16 protein-coding genes are annotated in these 19,137 nt (G+C 71.8%); 8 read left to right on the top strand and 8 right to left on the bottom strand.

Translation table 11 applies throughout. The annotated features are described in order from the left end of the window. Position 1: 1 nt before the first annotated feature. Positions 2-787, bottom strand: coding sequence for an ABC transporter ATP-binding protein (locus ACGFH9_RS01900; RefSeq protein ID WP_393213858.1), 786 nt, complete (start codon positions 785-787; stop codon positions 2-4). 268 nt (positions 788-1,055) lie between these two features. Here ACGFH9_RS01900 and ACGFH9_RS01895 point away from each other — a divergent pair, with 268 nt between their 5' ends. Further along, entirely contained in the window at positions 1,056-2,084 is a 1,029-nt protein-coding gene (locus tag ACGFH9_RS01895; RefSeq protein ID WP_355242072.1) for an ABC transporter substrate-binding protein, read from the top strand. Between the two features lie 100 nt (positions 2,085-2,184). Beyond that, on the top strand, positions 2,185-3,045 hold the full coding sequence (locus ACGFH9_RS01890) for an ABC transporter permease (protein ID WP_393213855.1): 861 nt from the start codon (positions 2,185-2,187) through the stop codon (positions 3,043-3,045). 133 nt (positions 3,046-3,178) lie between these two features. On the opposite strand, the gene ACGFH9_RS01885 is transcribed toward ACGFH9_RS01890, so the two are convergent. Then, on the bottom strand, positions 3,179-3,514 hold the full coding sequence (locus ACGFH9_RS01885) for a hypothetical protein (protein WP_393213852.1): 336 nt from the start codon (positions 3,512-3,514) through the stop codon (positions 3,179-3,181). 276 nt (positions 3,515-3,790) lie between these two features. Here ACGFH9_RS01885 and ACGFH9_RS01880 point away from each other — a divergent pair, with 276 nt between their 5' ends. Together ACGFH9_RS01880 and ACGFH9_RS01875 are read left to right on the top strand one after the other, a co-directional pair. Then, positions 3,791-4,558 (top strand): DUF5753 domain-containing protein, encoded by a 768-nt coding sequence (locus ACGFH9_RS01880; protein WP_393213849.1) that lies wholly within the window; start codon positions 3,791-3,793, stop codon positions 4,556-4,558. Next, positions 4,549-4,749, top strand: coding sequence for a DUF397 domain-containing protein (locus ACGFH9_RS01875; protein ID WP_393213846.1), 201 nt, complete (start codon positions 4,549-4,551; stop codon positions 4,747-4,749). The genes ACGFH9_RS01880 and ACGFH9_RS01875 overlap by 10 nt, the downstream gene beginning before the upstream one ends. Before the next feature lie 261 nt (positions 4,750-5,010). Here the strand turns inward: ACGFH9_RS01875 and ACGFH9_RS01870 are convergent, their stop codons facing one another. Continuing rightward, positions 5,011-6,192 carry an ABC transporter substrate-binding protein gene (locus tag ACGFH9_RS01870; protein ID WP_393213843.1) on the bottom strand — a complete coding sequence of 394 codons (1,182 nt, stop codon included), beginning with the start codon at positions 6,190-6,192 and terminating at the stop codon, positions 5,011-5,013. A gap of 446 nt (positions 6,193-6,638) precedes the next feature. Between ACGFH9_RS01870 and ACGFH9_RS01865 the strand changes: the two genes are divergently transcribed. The 4 genes from ACGFH9_RS01865 (at position 6,639) to ACGFH9_RS01850 (ending at position 11,296) form a co-directional block, all read left to right on the top strand. Then, positions 6,639-9,833 carry a nitrate- and nitrite sensing domain-containing protein gene (locus ACGFH9_RS01865; protein WP_393213840.1) on the top strand — a complete coding sequence of 1,065 codons (3,195 nt, stop codon included), beginning with the start codon at positions 6,639-6,641 and terminating at the stop codon, positions 9,831-9,833. After that, positions 9,830-10,237 (top strand): roadblock/LC7 domain-containing protein, encoded by a 408-nt coding sequence (locus tag ACGFH9_RS01860; protein ID WP_007465177.1) that lies wholly within the window; start codon positions 9,830-9,832, stop codon positions 10,235-10,237. The genes ACGFH9_RS01865 and ACGFH9_RS01860 overlap by 4 nt, the downstream gene beginning before the upstream one ends. Positions 10,238-10,326: 89 nt before the next feature. Then, the gene (locus tag ACGFH9_RS01855; protein WP_007465174.1) at positions 10,327-10,692 is read left to right on the top strand and encodes a DUF742 domain-containing protein; all 366 of its coding nucleotides are present in this window, start codon (positions 10,327-10,329) and stop codon (positions 10,690-10,692) included. Beyond that, on the top strand, positions 10,673-11,296 hold the full coding sequence (locus ACGFH9_RS01850) for an ATP/GTP-binding protein (RefSeq protein WP_393213836.1): 624 nt from the start codon (positions 10,673-10,675) through the stop codon (positions 11,294-11,296). Before ACGFH9_RS01855 ends, ACGFH9_RS01850 begins: the two co-directional genes overlap by 20 nt. Positions 11,297-11,382: 86 nt before the next feature. On the opposite strand, the gene ACGFH9_RS01845 is transcribed toward ACGFH9_RS01850, so the two are convergent. Genes ACGFH9_RS01845 through ACGFH9_RS01825 form a run of 5 tightly spaced genes read right to left on the bottom strand, consistent with a single transcriptional unit; the run spans position 11,383 to position 18,893 of the window. Further along, positions 11,383-12,471, bottom strand: coding sequence for a uroporphyrinogen-III synthase (locus ACGFH9_RS01845; RefSeq protein ID WP_393213833.1), 1,089 nt, complete (start codon positions 12,469-12,471; stop codon positions 11,383-11,385). After that, entirely contained in the window at positions 12,471-12,821 is a 351-nt protein-coding gene (nirD, locus tag ACGFH9_RS01840; RefSeq protein WP_393213830.1) for a nitrite reductase small subunit NirD, read from the bottom strand. Before nirD ends, ACGFH9_RS01845 begins: the two co-directional genes overlap by 1 nt. Then, on the bottom strand, positions 12,818-15,340 hold the full coding sequence (gene nirB / locus ACGFH9_RS01835) for a nitrite reductase large subunit NirB (RefSeq protein WP_393213827.1): 2,523 nt from the start codon (positions 15,338-15,340) through the stop codon (positions 12,818-12,820). The genes nirD and nirB overlap by 4 nt, the downstream gene beginning before the upstream one ends. Then, on the bottom strand, positions 15,337-16,776 hold the full coding sequence (locus ACGFH9_RS01830) for an FAD-dependent oxidoreductase (RefSeq protein ID WP_393213824.1): 1,440 nt from the start codon (positions 16,774-16,776) through the stop codon (positions 15,337-15,339). Before ACGFH9_RS01830 ends, nirB begins: the two co-directional genes overlap by 4 nt. Beyond that, positions 16,773-18,893: a molybdopterin oxidoreductase family protein gene (locus ACGFH9_RS01825; RefSeq protein ID WP_393213821.1), complete on the bottom strand. Its 2,121-nt coding sequence runs from the start codon at positions 18,891-18,893 to the stop codon at positions 16,773-16,775. Before ACGFH9_RS01825 ends, ACGFH9_RS01830 begins: the two co-directional genes overlap by 4 nt. Positions 18,894-19,137: the final 244 nt, after the last annotated feature.

Below are 19,137 nucleotides of genomic sequence, written 5' to 3'. Positions count from 1 at the left end.
GTCATCGTCCCTCCACGCCGGCCTCGGCCGGCTGGTCGCGTTCCATCAACAGCTCGTGCAGGTCCGCGCTGACCTGGGCGACGTCGGCGAGGTGGGCGTTGCGGCCCAGGGTGCGCGGGCGGGGGATGGCCACCTCGACCACCTTGCGGATACGGCCGGGGCGGGGGCTCAGCACGACCACCCGGTCGGCGAGCAGCACCGCCTCGTCGATCGAGTGGGTGACGAAGACGATGCTCGGCTTGTTCTCCATGTGCACGCGCTGGAGTTCGCCGGAGAGTTCCTCGCGGGTGAGCGCGTCGAGCGCGGAGAACGGCTCGTCCATCAGCATCACCCGGGGTTCACCGATGAGCGACCGGCACAGCGACACCCGTTGCTGCATGCCGCCGGAGAGCTCGTGCGGCAGCCGCTTCTCGAACCCGGCAAGGCCTGCCACGTCGAGCAGTTCCCGGGCCCGCTCGCGGTGCTTGGCACGACTCCAGCCGAAGATCTCCACCGGCAGCAGGACGTTGTCCAGGACACTGCGCCACGGCAGCAGCGCCGGCTTCTGGAACAGCATGGCGATGTCGCGGCGGGGTCGGGTGATGGGCGTACCGGCCACGGTGATCTCGCCGGAGGTCATCGGGAGCAGCCCGGCGATCAACCGCAGCAGGGTGGACTTGCCGCAGCCGGAGCGCCCCAGGACGGCGACGAACTCGCCCTCGGCGACGTCGAGGTCGATGCCGCGCAGGGCCTCGACCTGGCCGGACCGGCCTTCGAAGGTACGCGACACCCCGGACAGTCGGATCATCTGCGCGGACCTCCGCTGAGTGGACGGTCAGGAATCCGACAAAGGCTAGCCGCCCTGTTGACAAGTCGCGCCGTCCGGGGTCGTCGTCAGGATGTTTCCGATCCGCAACCCGGTACGCCTGGCATCGCAACTGTGGGTTTCTCGTACGCTGTGGCCGCGAAGAGTCCCCTCACGATGGCGGTGCCCGGCTTGCCCCTCCCGCCGGTACTGTCGCGACAACCCCCTCCGGTGGCCCCCGGCCCCGGTCGGAAAGGACATGGTGCTACTGATGAGAAGGCTGACCCGTACGGTCGCTACGGCCGCGCTGGCCACCGCCCTCGCCCTCGTCTCCGCCTGCAGCAGCGGGTCGGACTCGTCCGACGCCAAGGGCGGCAAGGATGGAGCATTGGAGAAGGTGACCTACCTCACCTCCTTCGGCAACTTCGGCCGTGACTCCTACGCCTGGGTGGCGAAGGAGAAGGGCTTCTTCAAGGAGGCCGGTTTCGACGTCGAGATCAAGGCCGGCCAGGGCACCGGCGGCGTGATCCAGACGGTCGTCGGCGGCCAGGCGGACTTCGGGCCGATCGACCTCACCGGCGGTCTGCTCCAGCTCGGCAACGGTCAGGCGAAGGACTTCACCGCCGTGGCCGCGATCCAGCAGCGCACGATGGCGGGCATCGCCACCGTCGAGGGCAAGAACATCAACTCGCCCAAGGACCTTGAGGGCAAGAAGCTCGCCGACACCCCCGGTTCCGTGGTGCGCAACCTGTTCCCGACGTACGCCCGGCTCGCCGGCGTGGACGCCAGCAAGGTGACCTGGGTCAACGGTGAGGCGCAGGCGCTGATCGGCACGCTGGCCTCCGGTTCGGTGGACGGCATCGGCCAGTTCGTCGTCGGTCAGCCGACGATCGAGGCGGTGGCCAAGAAGAAGGCCGTCATGCTGCCGTACAGCAACGTCATGCAGGACCTCTACGGCAACGTGCTGATCACCTCCAGCAAGATCGCCAAGGAGAAGCCCGAGATGGTGAAGCGTTTCACCACTGCGCTGCTCAAGGGCCTGGAGTACAGCCTGGCGAACTCCAAGGAGGCCGGCGAGATCCTGAAGAAGAACGTCGACGCCGCCAACCCGGTGGCCGCCGCCGCCGAGCTGGACCTGATGGCCGCGTACGTGCGCTCCGGCAACTCCGGCACCGCGATCGGCACGCTGGACAGCGGCCGCGTGGCGAAGAGCATCGCGATTCTGCAGGGCGCGGGCGCGCTCAAGCAGAACATCACCCCCGAGCAGATCATCGACTTCAGCCTCGCGCCGAAGGCCTGATCGTCCGGTCGTCACCAGGGGGTACGTCCCGCCGGTCTCCGGTGGGGCGTACCCCCGTCGCTCGTCGGCCCCCAGGTCGGCGATTCACGAGGAGGACAAGATGACCGACGTCCGCTCAGCCGAGCCGGCGGTGACGGTGCCCCCACCCCCGGGTGCCGGACTCCAGGCACGTCGGGCGGGTCGGGGCGCCGGCCTGCGCGCGGGGACCGGGGCGGCGCTGCTGCCCGCGGCCGGTCTCGTGGTCGCCCTGGCCGTGTGGTGGCTGGTCGCCCGGCTGGAGCTGGTCCACCCGGCGGCCCTGCCGCCGCCGGGGGGCGTGCTCACCGCGTTCGTCGACAAGCCCGCCCAGATGCTGGAGCACACCTGGGCCACCCTGTTGGAGATCCTGATCGGGTTCGTCCTGTCGGCCGCCGCGGGTGTCCTGATCGGACTGTCCCTGGCCAGTTCCCGGACGGTCGAGCGGATGTTCACCCCGCTGCTGGTGGCGGTGAACGCCGTGCCGAAGATCACCCTGGGTCCACTGCTGGTGGTCGCGCTGGGTTGGGGTCAGAGGCCGATCCTGACCATGGTGTTCCTGCTCTGCTTCTTTCCCATCGTGCTGTCCACCGCGACGGGTCTGACCACCACGCCGGCCGACCTGGCCGAGCTGGTCCGGTCGTGGAACGCCTCCCGCTGGCAGGCGTTCCGCAAGGTGCGGTTCCCGGCCGCGCTGCCGCAGATCTTCGTCGGGCTCAAGGTGGCCATGCCGCTGGCGGCCATCGGCGCGGTGATCGGTGAGTTCCAGGCCGGGGAGAAGGGCCTGGGGTACGTCATCACGCAGTACGCGGGCGTCGGCGACACCGCCACCGCCTGGGCGGCGATCATGCTGGTGGCGCTGGTCAGCATCCTGCTCTACAGCGCACTCGTGCTAGTCGAGCGGATCGCGCTGCCCTGGGTACGGGAGACCACCAGCAGCCGCTGACCATGTCCGCCACGTCACGAGCAGGTGGCACGCGTAGATCTTGGACAGTTTCCGTTGGCAGCTAACGGAAACTGTCCAAGATCGCCGGCGATGGCGGATGCAGCGGCACGCCGCAGCCGTGCTGGGAGGTGTTTCAACGCGGATGTTCGACGATCGGTCTACGGAACGGTCCCCATCCCACGAACCGGTCGTACAGGGCTCGCGGGCTCGGCCCGTCGTGCGGGTTCAGGTGGTACAGGTCGCGCATCGCCTCGTACAGCAGCCCGGCCAGGTAGATCGACAGGCTCGGCATCTTGTTCTCGTACTCGGCTTTGAGCATGAGTCGCGCGGTCGCGCACGGCCATGGCTGACCGTCGGCGCGGCACGCCCAGTGCGGCCGTAAGGGCGTGTGCGGTGGGGCCTGGCCGTGCCGACGCGGGCGGTCCGCGACCGGACCCCGCTCGGGGACGGAGACCTGCGTGGAGATCATTCCTGACCTCCGTTCACGCGGAGGTCCTGCACCTTCGGGACCGGTTTGCCGCGCCAGAACGTGAAGCGCACGATGCCTCCTTCGCACTGTGACCTTGGGAGGGGCCGCCCCCGAACGTGCTTGCCGGAGGGGGCGGCCCCGTACGAACGCGTCCGCCGGGTTCGGGTCCTCCACCGGCCGCGCCGTCTAGAAGGCACTTTGCCGACTGTTGCGCGACGAATACACTGCGTAGCACTATCTCCTTTAGACGTACACGACGTTTCGCGGAGGTGGCGGATGAACCACGCCGTAATCGAGGCCATGTCTGCCACGGGCGAGACAGCGGACAGCCTCGCAGCTCAGATCGGCGTCGACCCCAAGACCGCAGCCAAGTGGGCGAACCCGGGGAGCATCCCGCAGACCCGTCACCGCGCGAAGGTTGCCGCGCTACTCGGTCGCGAACAAACAGAGCTATGGCCGGACGTCTTGAAACGTCGGGAACCTTCCTGGTTTCGGCCATGGGTCGACATCGAGCGGGAGGCGGTCGCTTTGCGCGCCTTCCAACTCGCATGGGTACCTGGCCTGCTTCAGACCGAGGCGTATGCGCGGGCCACACTCGCATGGGAGGCGCTCTCGCCAACCGAGATAGACGAGCTGGTGTCTGCGCGCATCAACCGGCAATCCGTCCTGACTCGCGAGCGGGGCCCGTTGTTCGTCGCCGTCGTTGACCAGGCCGTGCTGGAGCGCCCTATCACCGCAGATCGGTCGGTCATGGCCCGTCAGCTAGAACACTTGGTGTGCTGCGCTGAGCTACCCAGCGTTGAGCTTCACGTAGTGCCGCGCGAGGCGACAGCCTATCCCGGCCTAAACGGACCGTTCACCATTGCCGATCTCCCGGACGGGACGCGAGTGGCGCACGTAGATAGCCAGGCGCAAGCTCAGATCGTTGAGCAGGCGTCCGAAATTGCTACGCTCGAACGACGGTGGGAACGCATCCGGAGCGAGGCACTACCCCGGGGGCGATCAGTGGAACTCTTGAGAGAAGCGGCAACGCCATGGACATGACCGGCGCGCAGTGGCGCAAGAGCACCAAGAGCGGTAGCAACGGCGGTGACTGCGTCGAGGTCGCCGACAACCTTCCCGGCGTCGTCCTCGTCCGGGACACGAAGGACCGCGATGGCGCGACGCTGGCCTTCGGGCCTGCGCAGTGGCAGGGCTTCGTCGCCCTGGCGAAGGCTGTCGGCCCCGTCTCCTGACTCAGCACCCCCCAAAGGCCCCCGGTTCGGGGGCCTTTGGCATACCCCGGTCCCGAACGCTCGTGCGAGAACGGAATTACCCTCGCGGTCGCCGGCGCGGCCCAGCTCGTACTCCTTCTGAGTCGCGAGAGCCGGCCTCCCGAAGAGGCCGGCTCTTTCGCTCACGGTGACGCGGAGGGGTGGTGGCCTACCGTGCCCGGCGCAGGGATCAAGCCTGACCGCCCGGAGCCGGGCGCGGTAGGCCACCACCCCCAACCTGAGCTACCCCGCCAGCCGCCAGCGTCCGTTACGCGCCACGAGCGTGGTGAGCGCCTGGGGCATGAGGCCGGAGTGGTTGTCGGGCGTCATACGGATCGGACCGGAGAGGCCGTCGATCTGGGACGTCTCCAACACGTCGCGGATGCCGCCCCGGTCGACCTTCCCCGCCGGCCCGCCGGCCCGCTGCTCGGCGTCGACGATCAACTGGATCGCGTCGGCGGCGAACGAGGAGGAACCGTTGTAGCCGCCGTAGCGGGCCGTGTAGTCCTGGAACCACTGCCGCCGGGCCGCCTTGGCCGGCGTGGTGGCGATCACGTCGTCGATCACCATGGTCTGGGTGAAGACCATCGTGGCCTTCTCGGTGGCTCGGGCCGCCGCGCCGAGGAAGAGGTCCCCGGCCGCGCCCGCGTCGAAGAAGAGCGACCCGCGGAACGCGGCCTGCTGTGCGCTCGTCGCGGCCAGCGCGGCCTGCTCCGGCGGAGTCCAGACGACCAGCGCGTCGGGCTTGAGCTTGGCGAGCTTGCCGACCTGCTGGCTGACCTCGGTGTCGGTGGTCTTCACCGACCCCTCGCCGGCCACCTTGATGGTGGCCTTGCCCAGTTCGCGACGCAGCGCGACCACGCCCTCGCGGCCGTAGTCGTCGTTGCTGGCGAGCAGGGCCACCTTCTTGACGTTCTTGCGGCGCAGTTCGGTGGTGAGGGCGGAGGCGCTGTCGGCCGCGTTCGGGCCCAGCTTGAACACGTAGCGACGATCGGCGACCGGGTTCGAGATCGCCCCAGAAGCGGCGAGCGCAATGGTGGGAATCTGCTTCTCGTTGATGACGCCGACCGCGCCGACCGCGCATTCGTTACAACCGCCCATGACGATCGCGCTGACCCGCGAATCGCTGCTGAAGTCGGCGATGTTGCGCAGTGACTCGGCGGCGTCGGAACGGTTGTCCTTCACCTTCAGGTCGATCTTCCGGCCGTTCAGTGCTCCGGAGGAGTTCAACTGGTCCCTCTTGAGTTCCAGCGCGCGCTGGTATGCCCGGCCCATTGGCGCGGCGGCACCGGAAAGTTCGAGGTCGGCGGCGATCACGATCGGACTCGTGTCCTGCTCCGCCTCGCCGAACTGACAGCCGGTGAGCGTGGTGGCCACTAAGGCCGATGCGAGCGCCGCGATGGTCGCGGAGCGGATGGGGCTCAACTCAGTCCTCCAGGTGCGGGCGCGGGCGCAGCCCGGTCACCGCCGCTAATCCGTCCTCACTGGAGGACGGGATCTCGTCTGCCGTACGGTGTGTGCGCGAAGCCTGCAAAACCTTGCCAATGGCCGGCGCTGTGGTCAAGCGCGGACCCCGGTTGCATTTTCGGGACGGCCATCCCACATGCTGGGGTAACGCAATGTTTGCAAAACCTCACTTTGCATACACGCGTGACCACTCTGGAGTTACATGCCCTGTTCAGGGGCTTGCGGAAATGAAGGTATCAGTTGACCGCATCAAGGGTTCCGCGCCGTCCGACCGTTTCCTACATCACTGCGGCTTCCCAAACACGATCTTCTCTGATGAAATCGCGGCCGTGCCGCGCGTGGTCCCCTCCGCTCCCGGCACGGTTCGGCGGGTCAGGCGGGGAAGAAACGACGGAGGCGATGTCGTGAGCACCGGACCGACGACCCTGCCCGCGCTCGGCGGCGATACCGGGCGTACGCGCCGGCGCATGCCGAGACTGCGGGACGCCCGGATCCGGTCCAAGTTGGCGCTGATCCTGGTCGTTCCGGTGGCGGCGGTGATCGCGCTGGCCACCGTCCGTCTGATCTCGGTGGGTGAGGGCGCCTACGACGCCACCCGGGCCCGGTCACTCACCGCGCTGGCCATCGACGTCAGCGCGCTGACCCAGGACCTCCAGGCCGAGCGCATGGCGGCGGCGGCCTACCTGGCAGCTCCGCAGCAGCCGGCCGACGCGTACAACCTTCGGGTACGCCAGACGCAGCAGCGGGTGGACGAGTACCGCGCCGAGCGTGACCGGATCGGCGAGGTGCCGACGGCGTTGCGGGACCGGCTGGCGGCGATCGACGACCACCTGGCCACCCTGGACGGCACCCGCCAGGAGGTGCTGGACCGCCGGCAGATGGCGGTCGCCGAGGCGGTGCTGCGCTACGGCGTGATCCTCACCGACCTGATCAGCTACGGCGACGGGCTGGCTCAGCTGCCCGGCGACGAGAGCCTGTCGGACAGCCGCCGGGCGGTCGCCGCGTTCGCCCGCGCCAAGGCCGCCGTCGCCGAGGAGGAGGCGGTCGCCTTCACCGCGCTGACCGCCGGCCAGCTCGACCCGGAGCAGTTCTCCTCCTTCGTGGCGACGCTGACCAGTCAGCAGGAGGCGCTTGTCTCCTTCTCGCTCGCCGCCGACCCGGTGCAGCGGGCTCTGGTCGACAGCACCGTCTCCGGTGACGCGGTCGGTCTCTCCGACCGGGTCGCCAGCGACATCACCCGTTCGGTCGGGCAGCGCCCGCTGGTGAGCGCGCAGGACGCCACCGCCGCCATCGGCGCGGTCAACGACCTGATGCGCTGGGCCGAGATCCAGCTACAGGACCGGCTGCTCGAGCAGGCCGACGAGGCGCGCTCGGACGTCATCCGGCAGGCCGTGGTCGAGTCGATCCTGGTGCTGCTCACCCTGATCATCGCCGTGTCGCTGGCCGTTGTACTGGCCCGGTCGCTGAACGACTCGCTTCGCCGCCTGCGCGAGGGCGCGCTCGCGGTGGCCAACCACGACCTTCCCGACGCCGTGCAGCGACTGCAGAACATGGGCAGCGTCGGCGACGGCGGCGTGGACGAGATCGTCCGGCAGGTACGGGACCCGATCCAGCTCAACAGCCGCGACGAGGTCGGCCAGGTGGCGTCGGCCTTCAATGTCGTCCACCGCGAGGCGGTGCGGGTCGCCGCCGAACAGGCCGCGCTGCGGACCAGCGTCTCGGCGATGTTCCTCAACCTGGCTCGCCGCAGTCAGACCCTGGTCGACCGGATGATCGGCGAGCTCGACGCGATCGAGCGCGGCGAGGAGGACCCGAAGCGGCTGGCCCAGCTCTTCGAGCTGGACCACCTGGCCACCCGAATGCGCCGCAACGACGAGAACCTGCTGGTCCTGGCCGGCGCCGACTCGGCCGTACCGCGCCGCGACGACGCGCTGGTCGTGGACGTCCTGCGCGCCGCGCAGTCCGAGGTGGAGCTCTACAACCGCATCGAGTTCGGCACCGTCGACACCGACATCTCGGTGGCCGCGCACGCGGTCAACGACGTGGTACGTCTCGTCGCCGAACTGCTCGACAACGCCACCCGGTTCTCGCCGCCGAACACCACTGTCGTCGCCGACGGTCGCCGCATCCGGGACTACGTGCTCATCCAGATCGAGGACCGCGGGCTCGGCCTCACCGACGAGCAGCTCGACTCGCTCAACCGCCGGTTGGCCGCCCCGCCGAGCGTGGACGTCGCCGCGTTCCGGTTGATGGGTCTGGCCGTGGTGAGCCGGCTCGCCTCCCGCTACGGCATCCGGGTGGAGCTGCGGCGCAACGTCGAGGGCGGCACCGTCGCCCAGGTGACGCTGCCCGCCGCCACCGTGATCCTGCCCAGCGGCCGTGGCCGCGATCAGGCGATCACCCGGCCGCGCCAGCCGATGGCCGTCGAGCAGACGCCGCTCACCCCGGTCGGCCACGCCGAGTCGTACGCCGGCGCGACCGCCTCGGCGGCGACGTTGCCGGATCAGTGGCGGACCAACGCCCCGGCCCCCGCGCAGTGGCAGTCCCCGCTCGACGCGCGGGACACCGCCCCGGCGGTGCAGGCCGGCGGTTACGCCGGGGCACGCCCCACGATGCCGCCCGCCGCGCCGTCCGTTCCGGTGCCGCCCAACCGCCCGGCGTACGGCAATGGCGTCTCGGCGGGCAGCCCCACCGTGGCGTACCCGACCATCGACGCCCTGCCCCGGCGGGGCACGACGGCCGACACCCCGGACGGCCGGAACGCGCCGGTGCTGCCGGTCGGCCCGGTCGCCGGGCCGGGCGCGGTCGCCCCGCCGGCGCCGCCCGCGAGGCCGGCACCGCCCGTGCAGCCCGTCGTGCCGGCCCCGTCCATGTCGCCCGCGGTGCCGCCGACGCCTGCCGCGCCGGTCAGCACCCGGCCGGAGTTCCCCGCCGAGGCGCCGATCTTCCGGGAGATGGAGGCGGTCTGGTTCCGGTCGCACGGCGACGACGCCACCGCGATCTTCACCCGGCCGCAGTTCGACACCCCGCCCGCACCCGTCGGCGGCGGCTCGCGCGCGACCAACGGTGTTCCGTCGACCACCGCGTCCGCGCCGGCCACCACGCCGGCCCGACCGCCGCTGCCCACCCGGACCCCGGGCAGTTCCGAGGGCACCGGAGCACAGAGCGTGGGGAGCATGGACGGATTCGGCACCGCGAAGACCGCTGGTCGGGGCACCTCGACACCGACACCGACGCCGCCACCGTCGTACACCCCGCCGCCGGCCGCCCCGACGGCGCCGGTCGCCGCTCCCGCGCCGGCCGCGGCCTCCCCGGGCCCGGACCGGGACGCCTGGCGGACGGCCGCCGACGAGGGGTGGACGCTGGCAAGCCGGGCCGCCGAGCCGGCCGCCGCCGGCACCACCCGTTCGGGTCTGCCCAAGCGGGTGCCGCAGGCGCAGCTCGTGCCGGGCGGCATCGAGCCCAAGAGCGGTCGGGACCGCAGCCGGCGGACCCCCGACGAAGTACGCGGCCTGTTGTCGGCCTACCACCGTGGCGTGCAGCGCGGTCGGACGGCCGGTACGGACCTGAACAGCACCTCGACCAAGGAGAGCCGATGAACAGGCCAGCTGCCATGCAGGACATGGGTTGGCTGCTCACCAACTTCGCCGACAGCGTGGCGGGCATCGCCCACGTGGTGGCGGTGTCTGCCGACGGGCTGCTGCTCGCGTCCTCCCGGGACCTGCCGGGGGACCGGGCGGACCAGCTCGCCGCGATCACCTCCGGTGTGGTGAGCCTGACCGAGGGCGCGGCACGGATGTTCAGCGCGGGCGGGGTGTTGCAGACCGTCATCGAGATGGACAGCGGTTACCTCTTCCTCATGTCGATCAGCGACGGCTCGTCGATGGCCGTGCTGGCCGCGCGGAGCTGTGACGTGGGCCAGGTGGGCTACGAGATGGCCCTGCTGGTGGAGCGGGTGGGCGCCGCGCTGGTGCCGCTGCCACGGGACGCGGTGCGTTCGTAGTGCCGCGAACCGGCGTGCGGCCCGCGCGCCGGAACAGGGAGGGGAGGCGGTGTGTGCCGGCTCCGCGGGGGACGAGGAGGTGATCGGGGATGGACCAGCGACGCGCTGACCCGCGCGGCGCTCTGGTACGCCCGTACGCGGTCACCCGTGGTCGTACCGAACCCCGGCAGGACATCGCTCTCGAGGCGGTCCTCACCGCCTCGCCCACCCAGGTTGCCGAGTCCCGCTTCGCGGGGCACGACAAGCACCGCATCGCCACGGTCTGCGAGGGCCGTGCACAGTCGCTGGCGGAGATCGCCGCGTACACCCGGATGCCGCTGGGCGTCGCCCGGGTACTGGTCGCCGACATGGTGGCCGAGAGCCTGCTGACGTTACACACTGCTGCTCCCGCCGAGGGGTTCGAGGAGCGGATGGAACTGCTTGGAAGGGTGCTAAGTGGACTTCGCAGGCTATGACCCCGCTGGGGGGCGGCCGGGCCGGGGAATCGTCTCCGCGAAGATCGTCGTCGCGGGCGGTTTCGGCGTCGGCAAGACGACCCTGGTCGGCGCGATCTCCGAGATCACGCCGCTGACGACCGAGGCGGTGATGACCGCTGCCGGCGTCGGCATCGACGATCCGTCCAAGGTGCCCGGCAAGGAGACCACCACGGTCGCCATGGACTTCGGTCGTATCACCATGGCCCAGGACCTGATCCTGTACCTGTTCGGTACACCGGGTCAGACCCGCTTCTGGTTCATGTGGGACGAGATCATCCGGGGCGCGGTGGGTGCCGCCGTCCTGGTGGACACGCGCCGGATCACCGACGCGTTCGCCCCGCTGGACTACTTCGAGAACCGCAACCTGCCGTACGTGGTGGCGCTGAACCGGTTCGACGGCGCTCCCCAGTACGAGCTGGAGGAGGTCCGCGAGGCGCTGGCCATCTCGCCGCAGGTGCCGCTGGTGATGACCGACGCCCGGCATCGGGACTCGGTCAAGCAGGTGCTGGTGACGGTGGTCGAGCACGCCATGCTCCGGCTCCAGGCCGACCACGGTCGGGGCTTCCCCACGCCGGTCGGCTGAACCGTCGGGTCACTGTCGACTCAGTCGCAGAGCCAGACTCAGTCGCAGAGCCACGGCCGGTGGGTCACCGCCGGCCGTGGCGCGGTTCAGTCGACGCGGAGCCGGTAGCCGCGCTTCACCACGGTCTGCACCACCCGGGGCGCGCGCAGGCCGGCCCGTAGCCGGGCGACGGCCATCTCCACGGCGTGCTCGTCCGCGCCCCGGGGCAGCGTCCGGAGCAGCGCCGTACGGGACAGCACCCGGCCCGGAGACTGGGCCAGCGCCCGCAGCACCGCCATCGGGGCGGGCGCCAGGGGCCGCAGCTCTCCGTCGATGACCGCTGCGTGCCCGCGCAACGTGAGCAGATGGCCGCCGGCCTTGAACGTCATGGTCCGCCGGGGCAATTCGTCGACGATGGTGCGTACCAGCGCGCCCAGCCGGGCCCGGCCGGGCGCGCTGACCGGCACCCCGTGCCGTAGCAACGGCTCCGCGGTCACCGCGCCGACGCAGCTCGCCAGCACGTCGTTGCGGAACGCGGCCACCACGGCGTCGGTACGGTCGCCGGCGGCCCGCAGCAGCGCCTCGACCGCCGGCGCGGACGTGAACGTCACCGCGTCCACCAGCCGGCCGGCGATCAGGTCGATCAGCCGGTGCAGCGGCGCCGGGTCCGTCGGAGGCGCCCAGCGGTAGACCGGCACCTCGATCACCGTGGCACCGGCCGCCTCCAGGGCGAGGGTGCACTCCGGCTGGCGCTCACCGTGCAGCTGCATGGCGATCACCTGCCCGGCAACGCCCCGCCGGCGCAGGTGCTCGACCACCTCGTCGCAGCTCTCCGACGCCGGTGACCACTGGTCGTGCAGTCCGGCCGCACGGATCGCGCCACGTGCCTTGGGACCGCGGGCGACGACGTACGAGCTGGCGAGGACCGACCGCAGCGGCTCGGCCAGACCCCAACCCTCGGCAGCTTCCAGCCACCCGCGCATCCCGATGCCGGTGTTGGCCATCAGGATGTCGGGTGGCTGGTCGAGGCAGGCGCGGGTCGCCTCGCGCAGTTCGGTGTCGTCGGACAGCGGCACGATCCGCAGCGCCGGGGCGAGCACCACGCGTGCGCCCCGGCGTTCGAGCAGCGCGGCCAACTCGTCGCGCCGCCGGTCGGCGGTCACCCCGATGGTGAAGCCGGCCAGTTCTTCCCGCATCAGTCCTCCCGTCGCAACCGCACCTCGACGATCCCGTCGTGGCAGCGCGTATCGTGCCGGGCCACGGCCACCCCGGGCAGGTCGAGGCACTCGCCGGTGCGCAGGTCGTACACCTGCTTGTGCAGCGGCGAGGCGACCGTCGGGACGCCGCCACGGCTGCCCACGATGCCCCGGGACAGCACGTACGCGCCGGAGACCGGGTCGCGGTTGTCGATCGCGAACAACCCGTCCACGGTGTGGAAGAGGGCGACCTGCACGCCGTCGACCAGGGCGGCGACACCCCGCTCCGGTTCCAGCCGGTCGAGGGGGCAGACCGCGGTCCAGCCGAGTGTGGTCATCGTGGGGCTCATCGCCGTACCTCCGGAAGGCCGAGCGTGACGGGACGACGGCCGGAACCGTCGGGTGGGGTGCCGCCGCGTGCCGGTACCGGCTGGCCGCGCTCCACCGCGAAGGTGATCGACGGGTCGGGCACGTCGGGGGCGTTGACGAAGGAGGTGTAGCGGCGCAACCGCTCGGGGTCGTCCAGCACGTCGCGCCACTCGTCGGAGTACGACGACACGTGTCGGGCCATGGCCTCGTCCAGGTCGGCGCAGATGCCCAGCGAGTCGTCCACGATCACGGCGCGCAGGTGGTCCAGGCCGCCGTCCATGGCCTCGATCCAGCCAGCCGTGCGTTGCAGCCGGTCCGCGGTGCGGATGTAGTAGATGAGGAACCGGTCGATGAGCGTGACCAGCTCCTCGGTGGACAGATCAGTGGCGAACAGGTCGGCGTGCCGGGGCCGGAAACCGCCGTTGCCGCCGACGTAGAGGTTCCAGCCCGTCTCGGTGGCGATGATGCCGAAGTCCTTGCTGCGCGCCTCGGCGCACTCCCGGGCGCAACCGGAGACCGCCGACTTGAGCTTGTGCGGCGCGCGCAGCCCGCGATAGCGCAGTTCGAGTGCCACGGCGAGGCCCACCGAATCCTGTACGCCGTACCGGCACCAGGTCTCGCCGACGCAGGACTTCACCGTGCGCAACGCCTTGCCGTACGCGTGGCCGGACTCGAAACCGGCGTCCACCAGCCGCCGCCAGATCTGCGGTAGCTGCTCCACCCGGGCGCCGAACAGGTCGATCCGCTGGCCACCGGTGATCTTCGTGTAGAGCTGGAAGTCCCGGGCGACCTCGCCGATCACGATCAGCTTCTCCGGGGTGATCTCGCCGCCCGGGATGCGGGGCACCACCGAGTAGCTGCCGTCGCGTTGCAGGTTGGCCAGGAAGTGATCGTTGGTGTCCTGTAGGGACGCCTGCTCTCCGTCGAGCACGTGCCCGCTGCCCAGCGAGGCCAGGATCGAGGCCACCACGGGCTTGCAGATGTCGCAGCCGCGTCCCCGACCGTGTTCGGCGACCAGCCGGGAGAAGGTGCGGATGCCGCGGACGCGCACGATCTCGAACAGCTCGCGGCGGCTCACGTCGAAGTGCTCGCACAGCGCCGTGGACTGTGCCACGCCGGCCGCGTCCAGGAGCTGCTTGAGCATCGGCACGCAGGACCCGCAGCTCGTGCCCGCCCTGGTGCACGTCTTCAACGACGGCACGTCCGCACAGCCACCCGCGATGGCGGCGTCCACGTCGCCCCGGGTCACCGCGTTGCAGGAACAGACCTGCGCGGTGGCGGGCAGCGTGCCGGCGTCCGCGCCGCCGCCGTCGGGGGCGAGCAGGGCCAGCGGCGGTGCCGGCAGCGGGCCACCCACGCTGGCCCGCAACGTCGGGTACGCGCTGGCGTCACCCACCAGCACCCCACCGAGCAGGGTGTGCGCGTCGTCGGAGAGGACCAGCTTCGCGTACACCCGGGTGGCCGGGTCGGTGAACGTGACGTCCAGGCAGCCCTCGGTGGTGCCGTGCGCGTCGCCGAACGACGCCACGTCCACCCCGAGCAGCTTGAGCTTGGTGGCGGTGTCCGCGCCCGGGAAGGTCGCCGCGCCGCCGACCAGCCGGTCGGCCACCACCTCGGCCGTCGCGTACCCCGGGGCCACCAGGCCGTGACAGGTGCCGTCGACCGCCGCGCACTCGCCGACGGCCCAGACGTGCTCGTCGGCGGTGCGGCAGGTCTCGTCGACCAGCACCCCACCGCGCGGACCCAACGGCAGGCCGGCGGCGCGCGCCAGCTCGTCGCGGGGCCGGATGCCGGCGGCCACCACGACCAGCCCGGCGTCGACGACCCGGCCGTCGGACAGCTCCAGGGCGGCGACCGCGCCGTCGGCCCCGGCGCGGATCGCCGTGGTGGCGACCCCGAGGTGGGTACGCACACCCAGCTCCTCGACGTAGCGGCGCAGCATCGCGCCGCCGGCCTGGTCCACCTGCACCGGCATCAGCCGGGGCGCGAACTCGACCACGTCGGTGCTCAGGCCGAGCAGACGCAGAGCGTTCGCCGCCTCCAACCCGAGCAGCCCGCCGCCGATCACCGCGCCGACCCGCCGACCCTGGGCGTACTCCCGGATCGCCGCCAGGTCGTCCAACGTCCGGTAGACGAAGACCCCGGGCAGGTCGGCTCCGGGGACCGGCGGGACGAACGGGTACGACCCGGTGGCCAGCACCAGCGCGTCGTAGCCGTACTCGCACTCGGCGGTGGTCACCACCCGCCGGGCGCGGTCGATGGCGGTGACCGGCTCACCGAGGCGCAGCCGTACCCCGTCGTGCGGGGTGTGCACGTTCAGTTCGTCCTCGCTGACCCCGTCGAAGTACGCCGAGAGCCGTACCCGGTCGTATGCCGGACGCCCCTCCTCGGCAAGCACCGTCACCCGCCAGTGGCCCTGCGGGTCACGGGCGCGCAGCGCGTCGACGAAGCGCTGTCCCACCATGCCGTTGCCGACGACGACCAGGTCTGCGCCGCTCATCGCGTCACCTCCACCGATTCCGCTTCGGACAGCCAGTCGACGATGCCGCCGACCGCGTCCCGGCATCCGCCGCATCCGGTGCCGGCCCGGGTGCCCGCCACCACCGCGTCGACCGTCCGCGCGCCCGAGCGCCAGCAGCGCACCAGGGCGCCCTTGGTCACGGTGTTGCACTGGCAGACGACGGCCGCGTCCGGCATCAGCGCCGGTGACGCGCTCGGCGCCGCGACGGCCCCGCCGAGCGCCCGACCCAGCAGCAGGGCCCGCCGGTCGGCCGGGACCGGGTGACCCCGGTCGAAGAGTTGGATCACCGTGCCGATCGCCGGGTTGTCGCCGAGCAGGATCGCGCCGGTCAACCGCTCGTCACGGATGCGCAGCCGGGCGTACGTGCCCCGGGCCGGGTCGGTGAATGTCAACTCCTCGCCCGGGCCGCCGTTCGCCGCGTCGCCCATCGCGGCCAGGTCGATCCCGGCCGCCTTGAGGCGGGTCACCACCGGACGGGGCCGGTAACGGGCGAGCGGGTCCGTGCCGGTCAGCACGTCGGCGAGCACCCGGGCCTGGGCCCAGGCGGGCGCGACCAGCCCGGTGATCGTCCCGTCGTGCTCGGCGCAGTCGCCGAGCGCCGAGACGGACCGGTCGCTGGTACGCAGTCGGTCGTCCACCACCACGCCGCGTCGCACGGTGAGACCGGCGGCCTGCGCGAGGGCGGTGTCGGGGCGTACACCGCAGGAGAGCACCAGCAGGTCGGCGCGCAGCGACCGGCCGTCGGCCAGGTCGAGGCGGACGCCGGTGTCGTCCGCCACCACCCCGGTCGCCGGTACCCCGAGCTGGATGGTGACGCCGAGCCCCGCGAGCGTGCCGGCCAGCACCGCGCCGGCCGTGGGATCGAGCTGCCGCTCCATCAGGTGGTTGGTCGGGTGCACCACGGTGGTGGCCAGACCGCGCGTGGCCAGGCCCCGGGCGGCCTCCAGCCCGAGCAGCCCGCCACCGAGCACGATCGCGGCGCGTGCGCCCCGGGCCACGGTCAGGATGCGGCGGCAGTCGTCCAGGGTCCGGAAGGGCGCGACCCGCCCCGGCAGGTCGGCCGGGTCGAGGCCGGGCAGGGGCGGCACCACCGCCCGCGCGCCGGTCGCCAGCACCAGGTGGTCGTAGGCGATGCGTTCGCCGTCGACCGTGCGGACCTCGCGGGCCGCCCGGTCCACCGCGGTCACCGCGACGCCGGACCGCCTGTCGATGCCGTGCCCGGCGGCCTCGGTCAACTCCACGTCCGGTTCGTCGATGCGGCCCGCCAGCAGCGTCGACAGCATGATCCGGTTGTACGCGCGGTGCGGTTCCGCCCCGAGGACGGTGACCTTGCGGTCGCCCTCGCGGGCGTGCAGCTCGGCCGCGAGCCGGGCACCGGCCATCCCGTTGCCGACGATCACCACCCGGGCGGTCATGCCTTCTCCACCCGGACCGCGCAGATCTTGAACTCGGGCATCCCGGAGATCGGGTCCACCGCGTCGTTGGTCACCGAGTTGGCCCGCCCGACGCCGGGCCAGTGGAACGGCGCGAAGACCGTGTCCGGGCGGATACCCGTGCTGAGTCGGGCCGGGGCACGCAACTCACCCCGACGGGACGTGACCCGCACCGGGTCGCCGTCGTCGATGCCCAACCGGGCTGCCAGGTCGGGGTGCAGCTCGACGAACGCCTCGGCTGCGGCCCGACGCAGCGCCGGCACGCGCCGGGTCTGCGTGCCGGACTGGTACTGGGCCAGCACCCGGCCGGTGGTGAAGTGCAGCGGGTACGTGGCGCACACCTCCTCGGCGGCGGGCCGGTGGTCGACGGGGTGGAACCGGGCCCGGCCGTCCGGGGTGGCGAACCGGTCGGCGAAGAGCCGTGGTGTGTCCGGACCGTCCTCGCTCGGGCAGGGCCAGTGGACGCCGTCGGCGGCGTCGATGCGGTCCCAGGTGATGCCGGCGTAGTCGGCGGCGCCACCGGCGGAGGCGCGGCGCAGTTCGGCGAAGACGATGGCCGGGTCGGTAGGAAAGCGCGCGGCAGCGGTCTCGGCGTCGCCCAACCTGGCCGCCAGGTCGGCGAGGATGGACAGGTCGGTGCGGACGCCCGGTGGCGGTGGACGCAGCGCGCGTCGACGCAACACCCGGCCCTCCAGATTGGTCATCGTGCCGTCCTCCTCGGCCCACTGCGCGGTGGGCAGCACCACGTCGGCCAGCGCCGCGGTCTCGGAGAGCAGAAGGTCGGCCACGACCAGCAGGTCGAGGTCGCGCAGCCGACCCTCGATCCGGGCGGCCCGGGGAGCGGAGACCACCGGGTTCGAGCCGAACACCAGCAGCGCCCGGGGACCGTCGGCGGTGCCGAGCGAGTCGAGCAGCTGGTACGCCGGCACACCGGGACCGGGTAGCTCGTCGGCCGGTACGCCCCAGACACCGGCGACGTGCTCCCGGGCCACCGGATCGTCGATCTTGCGGTAGCCGGGGAGCTGGTCGGCCTTCTGCCCGTGCTCCCGCCCACCCTGACCGTTGCCCTGGCCGGTGAGGCAGCCGTACCCCGAGCCGGGGCGGCCGGGCAGGCCCAGGGCGAGGGCGAGGTTGACGTACGCGCTGACGGTGTCGACACCCTTGGCGTGCTGCTCCGCCCCGCGCGCGGTCAGGATGATCACCCGGCCGCCGGTGCCCAGTGCGCGGGCGGTCGCCTCGAGGTCGGCCACCGGCACGCCGGAGAGCTGTTCCGCGCGGGCCGGCCACCAGGCGGCGACGCTGCGGCGGACCGCGTCGAAGCCGGTGGTGCGCTCGGCCACGTACGCCTGGTCGACCCAGCCCTCGGTGAGCGCGATGTGCAGCAGCGCGTTGGCCACCGCGAGGTCGGTGCCGGGCAGCGGTTGCAGGTGCAGGTCGGCCTGGCGGGCGGTGGCGGTGACGCGGGGGTCCACGACGATGAGCTTTCCGCCGTCCCGGCGCTGCTCGGTGAGCCAGCGGACCAGCGGTGGCATGGTCTCCGCCGGGTTGGCGCCGACCAGCAGCAGCGTGTCGGCCCGGCCCAGGTCGGCCAGGGGGAACGGCAGCCCTCGGTCGACGCCGAAGGCCCGCATCCCGGCGGCCGCCGCCGAGGACATGCAGAACCGTCCGTTGTAGTCGATGTTGCGGGTACGCAGCGCGATCCGGGCGAACTTCCCGAGCGCGTACGCCTTCTCGTTGGTCAGCCCGCCGCCGCCGAAGACCGCGACCGCGTCCCGGCCGGAGCTGTCCTGGATCGCGCGTACGCCGGCGGCGACCCGGTCCAGCGCGGTGTCCCAGGTCGCCGGACGCAGCTCGCCGCTGGCCGGGTCGCGCACCAGCGGAGTGGTCAGTCGTTCCGGGTGGTCGAGCAGTTCGGCGGCGGTCCAGCCCTTCTGGCACAGCCCGCCCCGGTTGGTGGGGAACTGGCGGGGGAGCACGGTCACCCCGGTGTCGTCCTCGCGCAGTGTCATGCCGCACTGAAGGGCGCAGTACGGGCAGTGCGTCGCCACCTCGCGGGGCGTACGCCCCGATCCAGTTGCCGGCCATGCACTGTCTGTCATGTCGGCAAAGCGTGCCGCTGGGCGGTTTCCAGTCCGGGTCCCTTCTGTTTCGGTCCTGTCAAGTGGGCCTCACACCGCGCCGGGGTAGCGGGCGTGACGGATAGGTGACGGCGATTGGCCCGCCACGCCCGCCGGGTCGATGTATACCGCTCACTACCGCATCCGCCCCGACGGCGGTGACCGACAGGCACCCCTCCAGGTCGGCGCGGTTCGGTCGGCGGGACAGCGACAGCCAGCCCAGAAA

This window comes from Micromonospora sp. NPDC049102, from assembly GCF_043197485.1.
Lineage (GTDB): Bacteria > Actinomycetota > Actinomycetes > Mycobacteriales > Micromonosporaceae > Micromonospora.
This window is presented reverse-complemented; position numbering and strand designations above follow the sequence as displayed.

Bases quoted from the DNA above. Each gene is read 5' to 3' on its own strand.
- ACGFH9_RS01825 (WP_393213821.1), bottom strand. From the start codon at position 18,893: ATGACAGACAGTGCATGGCCGGCAACTGGATCGGGGCGTACGCCCCGC.
- ACGFH9_RS01885 (WP_393213852.1), bottom strand. From the start codon at position 3,514: ATGATCTCCACGCAGGTCTCCGTCCCCGAGCGGGGTCCGGTCGCGGAC.
- nirB (WP_393213827.1), bottom strand. From the start codon at position 15,340: ATGAGCGGCGCAGACCTGGTCGTCGTCGGCAACGGCATGGTGGGACAG.
- ACGFH9_RS01890 (WP_393213855.1), top strand. From the start codon at position 2,185: ATGACCGACGTCCGCTCAGCCGAGCCGGCGGTGACGGTGCCCCCACCC.
- ACGFH9_RS01845 (WP_393213833.1), bottom strand. From the start codon at position 12,471: ATGCGGGAAGAACTGGCCGGCTTCACCATCGGGGTGACCGCCGACCGG.
- ACGFH9_RS01830 (WP_393213824.1), bottom strand. From the start codon at position 16,776: ATGACCGCCCGGGTGGTGATCGTCGGCAACGGGATGGCCGGTGCCCGG.
- ACGFH9_RS01895 (WP_355242072.1), top strand. From the start codon at position 1,056: ATGAGAAGGCTGACCCGTACGGTCGCTACGGCCGCGCTGGCCACCGCC.
- ACGFH9_RS01880 (WP_393213849.1), top strand. From the start codon at position 3,791: ATGAACCACGCCGTAATCGAGGCCATGTCTGCCACGGGCGAGACAGCG.
- ACGFH9_RS01855 (WP_007465174.1), top strand. From the start codon at position 10,327: ATGGACCAGCGACGCGCTGACCCGCGCGGCGCTCTGGTACGCCCGTAC.
- ACGFH9_RS01860 (WP_007465177.1), top strand. From the start codon at position 9,830: ATGAACAGGCCAGCTGCCATGCAGGACATGGGTTGGCTGCTCACCAAC.
- ACGFH9_RS01900 (WP_393213858.1), bottom strand. From the start codon at position 787: ATGATCCGACTGTCCGGGGTGTCGCGTACCTTCGAAGGCCGGTCCGGC.
- nirD (WP_393213830.1), bottom strand. From the start codon at position 12,821: ATGAGCCCCACGATGACCACACTCGGCTGGACCGCGGTCTGCCCCCTC.
- ACGFH9_RS01875 (WP_393213846.1), top strand. From the start codon at position 4,549: ATGGACATGACCGGCGCGCAGTGGCGCAAGAGCACCAAGAGCGGTAGC.